The organism is Acinetobacter sp. A3, from assembly GCF_012371415.1.
Lineage (GTDB): Bacteria > Pseudomonadota > Gammaproteobacteria > Pseudomonadales > Moraxellaceae > Acinetobacter.
Genome location: NZ_JAAZQW010000007.1, coordinates 83,643 through 90,878, shown reverse-complemented (window position 1 = coordinate 90,878; position 7,236 = coordinate 83,643). Strand labels below are relative to the sequence as shown.

Sequence of the window (7,236 nt, the reverse complement as noted above, 5' to 3'; positions counted from 1 at the left end):
CAAATCTGGCTCATCAATTTTCTGACTTAAATTTCGCTCAAATAAACTTCGAGTAATTTAAACCAATCAATCAATGATAATATTTCGATTAATCAATCAGTAAAAACCCACACAAGTTGTTCTTCATAATCTCTTAATGATCTTGCTGTTATTTCGTCAATAACAGCCCAACTCAAACAACGTTGCGTTGGTGTGCTGCGTATTCTATACAGTTTTCAAATAGACGCAATATGTTTTTTAGGTTTTTTTGAAAAAAAGTATCACTCGCCTAAACTTTAGGCGTATTTAATAGTTTTATCATGTATTTCTTCTTTTAGGTTAAATTTTTATGTGATTTGAATTGGTTTTTCAAATAAATTCTTTTTAGCCCATAGTAGAAAACAACCAGTTCTGTTGAACTGGTTGTAAATTTAAATTAGTTTGCCTGTTCTGCAAGCCACGACATAAATTTTTGTCGCTCAGCCTTATTGGCCTGCTGCCAAATTTGTATAAGTTGCTGTTCTTTGCCTTGTGGCTTCTGTGCAGTCTTAACTGAAGGTGTGTTTTCTGTAGCTAAGACAGCGGCAGTTGTATAAACAGCCGCAGGTTGATTGGCCGGTGCTTGCGTATGATCAGTTGCATCTACGGTTTTGCCAAACAAACTACCACTTAACCACGAACCTGTGCTTGCTTTAGCACCCGTTTGTTGAACCAATAATTGATTTTTTTGATTATATAAGCCCACAGTCGGTTGATCTTTAAATTCTTTAGCTGCTTCAAAGTCTTTTGGTGGATTCACTAAAACGAGTCGATAGTTCTCACCATCTTGCAACACTGGTGTTTTAAGCTGAATCACACCCGATTTTAAAATATCGTGTGCGCCATTATGATGTTCAAAATATTGCTGATAACGCAAGTTAATTGTATTTTCGCCTGCATTCACTTTCACTTGCTGCGCAGAACGGAATAAGCCTGCTCGTACTTCCTGATCATTCACAGCCAGCAATTTAATTTCTTCAGGAACAGAAATAGTGACTGCTGAAAATACTGAACTGCAAGCCATTAATGCTAGACCCGCCACACCAAGTTTTAACGTCATTTTTCACTCGATATCATTTATGAAAGTTTGATTGCACTATGCAATGTATAAATGACAGTTTTATGACAGCAAGTAATCCCTGTAATTTTCATGTAAATGTGACTTTTAAATCCCCCCTTACATTCCATTCATATTTTTGACAATGCTTAAAAATAAAAAAGTAGGATGAATGATCACCCTACTTTTACTTATGGATTGAAAAGGCTTAAAGCTTAGTTAAAAGTTTTAAAACGCTCTGCATCATCCATAAATGTTTTTTCGCCTGCAGGTGCTTCAATTGAACCGAATACCAATTGGCCACGTAGCTTCCAATTCACAGGAATTTCAAAAGTTTGTGCCACTTCTTCATCTATAATTGGGTTGTAGTGCTGTAATGATGCACCCACATTGATTTCAGCTAATGCAGTCCATGCTGCAACTTGAGCAATACCAGTTGAATGCTCTGACCAAACTGGGAAGTTATCTGCATAAAGTGGGAACTGCTCTTGCAAGGCTTTTACAACATTTTGATCTTCATAGAACAATGCTGTACCAAAACCTGCAGCAAAGCTGTTAATTTTTGCTTCGGTATTTGCAAAAGCTTCTGCAGGAACCATTTTGCGTAAAGTTTCTAAAACAATATTCCAGAACTGAGTATGTGATGCACCGTATAAAGTCACTACACGTGAAGACTGTGAGTTAAATGCTGATGGACTCAAACGAACCGCTTGCTTGATTGTGTTTTCAATCGTTGCTTGATCTACAGGAACATTTTTTCCAATAGCGTAGATTGAACGGCGTTTTTCTAATTGATTTAAAAATGACATTTTTTATTCCTCTTAAGAATTTTGGTAGCAACTCACTGATACAGCAATATTAAGCAGTTTATTTAGCATAAACATTACAAAAAATACGACAGTGTGTTTTATGTATAGAACGATTATAGTTTTATAAAGTTACCAAATACCTGCTGATTACCCCAAAATAGTTTGCACTACTTTAGTAAATCAAGCTCCTATAGAACACACTGACCATCACTATAAAAGAAATTTATTTCAATTTAAATCAATATGATAAACAAATGAGTTTAAGCATAAATTTTGAATTGATTTTGATAATGTGCATGACTACGTTCAGGCACTTGTTCTTCAATTGAGCCAAAAACAAGTTGTGAACGCAGCAACCAAGTATCAGGAATATCAAAATGAGCAGCCACAGCAAGATCTATGTTCGGGTTATAGTGTTGTAGTGATGCGCCAATACCTGAGTCAGCTAAAGCCGTCCACACCGCAAACTGCGCCATGCCTGAAGTTTGCTCAGACCAAATTGGAAACTCTGCTGCATTAAAGGGTACTTTCTTTTGTAACTGACGAATCACTTGCTGATCTTCATAAAACAGTACCGTACCAAAAGCAGCAGCACATTGTTCAATTTTCATTTTCGTACCTGCAAAAATCTGTTCGGGTACCAATTGACGCTGTACGTCCTGCACAATGCTCCAAAATTTTTGATGTGATTCAGAAAATAAGATCACCACACGTGTACTTTGTGAATGATGTGCAGATGGACAACTACGCACCGCTTCCTGAATTAACTCAGTCATATAGGTTTGACTATAATGAATACGTTTTCCTAAAGCATAAATACTACGGCGTTTTTTTAATTGATCAATGAAAGTTAGCTCATGGCCATCCTGAATTGGTTTTTTCTTGAGTTTAAAATCTTTGGTGATATCTGCTGTAAGCACATGACCAATTTTATTTAGCAATGTCATTTTAACTTCCCCAAAAAATCAATTAAAACAAGCGAATATTTTTTCTTATTCTATATAGACTCCTGTGGATTTATTCACATTCGTATTTTTTAGATGTTGCTTTTTACAACACTTAAACCCGCTAAAAACAACAAACTCCGCATTTTGCGGAGTTTATGTGAAACACATAGCATTTTATACTATGTGTTCAAAAATCTTGTTTCTAAGATTCTTATTTCTCAGTTTCAAAAAGTGCTGCTACAAATGATTTTGCTGAGAATGGACGCAAGTCATCAATTTTTTCACCTACACCAATAAAACGAATAGGCACATGCGTACGACTTGCAATGTTAAATAACACACCGCCTTTTGCTGTACCATCTAGCTTAGTAATGGTAATTCCTGTCAAGCCTACTGCTTCATCAAACATTTCAACTTGGTTAATGGCATTTTGACCTGTGCCTGCATCAACCACCAACATCACTTCATGTGGTGCTGTTGCATCAATTTTTTGCATCACACGTTTTACTTTGGTCAATTCTTGCATCAAGTTGCTTTTATTGTGCAAACGACCTGCGGTATCTGCAATCAGTACATCAATACCTTTAGCTCGTGCACTCTCAAAAGCATCAAAAATAACTGAAGCACTGTCTGCACCGTGACCCTGTGCAACTACAGCAACATCGTTACGTTCGCCCCAAATTTGTAATTGCTCAGTCGCTGCTGCACGGAAAGTATCACCTGCCGCCAGCATAACTTTTTTACCTTCACCTTGTAGGCGTTTTGCCAGTTTACCAATGGTTGTCGTTTTACCTACACCATTTACACCCACGACTAAAATTACATACGGTGTTTTATTCGGGTCAATATGTAATGGTTTTACGCGTGGTGCAAGCAAAGCCACCAATTCTTCTTGTAGTGCTTTATATAAAGAATGTGAATAAATCAGATCGCCACGCGCAGTACGTTCAGTCAAATTGGCAATAATCGTTTTGGTCGCATCTACACCAATATCTGCAACCAGAAGCTGTTCTTCAACTTCTTCCAATAACTCATCATCAATTTCTTTACCGCCAATCAAAATATTGACCATACCATCGGCAAAGTTTTTACGCGTTTTGGTCAGACCTTCTTTCATACGACTGAAGAAACCACCTTTTGCTGGCGTCTCAGTCATAGCGGAGTCTTCTGCAGCGACAAGTTCAGAAACTTCTGCTTGTACAGGTGGTGTTTCAACAATCGGAACATTTACCGCAGGTAAGTTTGGTAACGTGACATCATCATCTCCGATATCAGCATCAATCAAAAATTTATTTTGCCCATTAGATTGCTGTTGCATGCCGAATCCTTGTAAAGCATTGCGTTAAAAAATCGGATTCTATCATAAACCAAACGCTTTTACTTTGCATTGCAATCACATAGCCACATACAAAATTGCAGCAAGCAGGCCTTGCCTTTGCGCTTTAATTTCTGAAAGATAGGGTTACAACTGTTGCTAAACTTGCTGCCATGTTCCGATTGCCTATTAAGTCTGTTTGTCTTTTGCTCTTCAGTGCAGCACTTTCAATGAGTCACGCAGATACGCCTATTCAAACCAGACAGCCAAGCTTTGAAACCACGCTGAGTAATGGCTTAAAAGTGATTATTCGTGAAGATCACCGTGCACCGATGGTAATGACACAAATTTGGTACAAGGTTGGTAGTAGTGATGAGTCTGGCAACCTTTTGGGCATTTCACATGTTTTAGAACACATGATGTTTAAAGGTACAGCCAAAGTCCCGAATGATGAATTCACCCGTTTAAGTCGTATTTATGGTGGTAGTGTCAATGCATCTACTTTCACAAATTACACCCAATATTATCAACTCTATCCCAAAGCCTATTTTCCTTTAGCCCTAGAACTTGAAGCGGATAGAATGAGTAACCTATTACTACGTCAGCAAGATTTTGAACCTGAAATTAGAGTGGTAATGGAAGAACGACGCCAACGTACCGATGATAATCCTCGAGCCATGGCATTTGAACGCTTTAAATGGATTGCTTATCCGACCAGTCATTATCGCCAACCGATTATTGGACACATGAAAAATCTGCAAAATATTCAATTGCAGGATTTAAAGGACTGGTACAAAAAATGGTATCGCCCCAATAATGCAATTTTAGTAATTGTGGGTGATGTGGAAACCCAAGCCGCCTTGTTGCAAGTGCAAAAATACTTTGGCGATATTGATGCCGCTCCTCTTCCACCACGTAATGATGTTTTAGAGTTTGAGCAGTTGGGTTATCGTCACATGGAGCTGAATAGCTCCGTACAAGTACCTAACTTATATATGGCTTGGAATGTCGGCTCTTTAGCTACAGTCAAAAAACCTCAAGATGCCTATGCGCTTAGCATTATTAAACAACTATTGGATGGTGGCATTACTTCACGTTTCGAACAGCGCTTAGTGCGGGAACATAAAGTCTTAACCTCAGTCAGCATCAGTTACGACCCATACCAACGTGGCGATAGTTTATTTAGTATTTCTGCGTTACCCGCAGCAGGCATTGAGTTAAATGAGGCGCAAGCAGCTATTCAGCAAGAAATTGAGTTGCTCAAACAAGAACTTGTACAGCAAAAAGAAATTGAACGAGTGATCACTAAGTTTATTGCCAATTGGGTTTATAGTCAGGATGATCTTGCAGGACAGGCTCGCATGATTGGCAACTTAGAAGTGAATGGTTTAAACCATAAATTAATGGATGCACTACCACAACAATTTCAGGCAATTACCGCAGAAGACCTGCAACGGGTTGCTAGGCATTACTTGATTAAAGACAACCTGAGCACGCTATATTTACTACCTAAAAATAGCACCACAAACGCTAATCCTTAAACGGTCATATTCATGAAAAATCGTGTATTTCATTCTTTTATTTTCACCTTAGGACTTAGCGTGCCATTTGCCACATTCGCGATGGAAATAGATGTTGCTACAACTGCGCCACATGAGTTTTCAGAAACCAGTTTGGTTGCACCTTTACAATCACAAAATCTATTGCACAGCTTAAATGCGGTGAATGAATTACCAAATGCCCACGCACCACAGGTACACGATTTTAGAACTCGAAAACAAGCACGTAGCCTATTTGTAGAAAATACTGCATTACCAATGGTAGATATTCAATTGACCTTTAATGCGGGTTCCGCACGAGATGGCGAAGTTGAATCTGGGCTGTATGGGCTTGCCAATATGGCAGCGCAACTTATAAATGAAGGTACGCCACGATATACTGCACAAGAGGTTGCAAGCACTTTTGAAAACGTTGGTGCTCGGTTTAGTGCAACAGCATATCGGGATATGCTTGTGGTGCGTCTAAGAACGCTGTCTGACCCAGATAAAATGCACCTTGCCGTTGAAATGATGCTCGCGCTGTTAAAACACGCAACCTTTGAACCCTCAAATATTCAGCGTGTTGTATCCAATACTCAAATTGGTCAAAAACAACTTCGAGAAAACCCAAGCCGTTTAATGAATATTCGTCTGTATCGTGCAATTTATGCTAAACATCCCTACGCTGAACCGATTACAGGAACCAATGGCAGCATTAAACGGATTCAACCCCAACATTTACAGAAATTTAGAGATCAGTTTTTAGTTGCGCAGAATATGAATATTGCCATTACAGGCAAATTAAATTTAAAAGAAGCAGAAAAATTGGCGAATCGTATCAGCTTGCATATAGCACAAGGTGAAGCCGCCGCCGCACTGCCCCTACCCGTAGCTGCAAGCACATTTAACATTCAGCATATTCCATACCGCTCACAACAAGCGCATGTCAGTATCGCACAGCTAGCGACCACTCGTGATGACCCTGATTATTTAGCTTTGGAAATTGCCAATCGAATGTTAGGCAGTGGCGGTTTCAACTCAATTTTAATGAAAGAATTACGGGTAAAACGTGGTCTAACGTATGCTGTCAGTAGTTCGTTTCGTTTTACTCAAGCGACTGGATTATTTAGCATAGGCTATGCTACGCGTCAAGATCAGTTGCTTGAAAGCATTCAAGTAGCGCATCAAGCACTGATTAATTTTGTACAACAACCGATAGATGCTAAACAACTGCAAGAAACCAAGGCGGGTTTAATCCGCGCTTTTCCGAATCAATACAGCAGCAATGCCAATATTAATGCGCAACTTGGGCATATTGGTTTTTATCAGTTACCTGCTAATTACTTAGGTGATTATGCGCAGCAAGTGGCAAATATTAGTGCTGAAGATGTGCAGCGTGCGCTGCAAAAGCATATACACCCAGACCGTTTAACCTTGATCATTGTCAGTGAGCACTTAGACAAAACAACATTGGAAAAAATGCTACAACAAAACCTTTTGCCCAAAACAGTTCAAGCTAAAAATACAAGTACGCAACCCATGATGAACTAAG

At 39.0% G+C, this 7,236-nt stretch carries 6 protein-coding genes; 2 read left to right on the top strand and 4 right to left on the bottom strand.

The features are described 5' to 3' along the window. Positions 1–415 precede the first annotated feature (415 nt). The 4 genes from HHA42_RS04350 to ftsY all read right to left on the bottom strand — a co-directional run bounded on the left by HHA42_RS04350 (position 416) and on the right by ftsY (position 4,149). Positions 416–1,078 (bottom strand): DUF2057 domain-containing protein, encoded by a 663-nt coding sequence (locus tag HHA42_RS04350; RefSeq protein WP_168460345.1) that lies wholly within the window; start codon positions 1,076–1,078, stop codon positions 416–418. Between the two features lie 212 nt (positions 1,079–1,290). Further along, positions 1,291–1,884: a nitroreductase family protein gene (locus HHA42_RS04345; protein WP_168525508.1), complete on the bottom strand. Its 594-nt coding sequence runs from the start codon at positions 1,882–1,884 to the stop codon at positions 1,291–1,293. 260 nt (positions 1,885–2,144) lie between these two features. After that, positions 2,145–2,831, bottom strand: a complete 687-nt coding sequence (locus HHA42_RS04340; protein WP_168460343.1) for a nitroreductase family protein — start codon at positions 2,829–2,831, stop codon at positions 2,145–2,147. A gap of 211 nt (positions 2,832–3,042) precedes the next feature. Then, a complete protein-coding gene (gene ftsY / locus HHA42_RS04335; RefSeq protein ID WP_168419072.1) occupies positions 3,043–4,149 on the bottom strand; it encodes a signal recognition particle-docking protein FtsY in 1,107 nt (368 codons plus the stop codon). A gap of 227 nt (positions 4,150–4,376) precedes the next feature. Here ftsY and HHA42_RS04330 point away from each other — a divergent pair, with 227 nt between their 5' ends. Beyond that, positions 4,377–5,687, top strand: a complete 1,311-nt coding sequence (locus HHA42_RS04330; protein WP_252726296.1) for a pitrilysin family protein — start codon at positions 4,377–4,379, stop codon at positions 5,685–5,687. 12 nt (positions 5,688–5,699) lie between these two features. Then, on the top strand, positions 5,700–7,235 hold the full coding sequence (locus tag HHA42_RS04325) for a pitrilysin family protein (protein ID WP_252726295.1): 1,536 nt from the start codon (positions 5,700–5,702) through the stop codon (positions 7,233–7,235). Position 7,236 lies beyond the last annotated feature (1 nt).

Excerpts from the sequence above, each read along its gene's own strand:
- HHA42_RS04350 (WP_168460345.1), bottom strand. The coding sequence starts at position 1,078 with ATGACGTTAAAACTTGGTGTGGCGGGTCTAGCATTAATGGCTTGCAGT.
- HHA42_RS04345 (WP_168525508.1), bottom strand. The coding sequence starts at position 1,884 with ATGTCATTTTTAAATCAATTAGAAAAACGCCGTTCAATCTACGCTATT.
- HHA42_RS04340 (WP_168460343.1), bottom strand. The coding sequence starts at position 2,831 with ATGACATTGCTAAATAAAATTGGTCATGTGCTTACAGCAGATATCACC.
- ftsY (WP_168419072.1), bottom strand. The coding sequence starts at position 4,149 with ATGCAACAGCAATCTAATGGGCAAAATAAATTTTTGATTGATGCTGAT.
- HHA42_RS04330 (WP_252726296.1), top strand. The coding sequence starts at position 4,377 with ATGAGTCACGCAGATACGCCTATTCAAACCAGACAGCCAAGCTTTGAA.
- HHA42_RS04325 (WP_252726295.1), top strand. The coding sequence starts at position 5,700 with ATGAAAAATCGTGTATTTCATTCTTTTATTTTCACCTTAGGACTTAGC.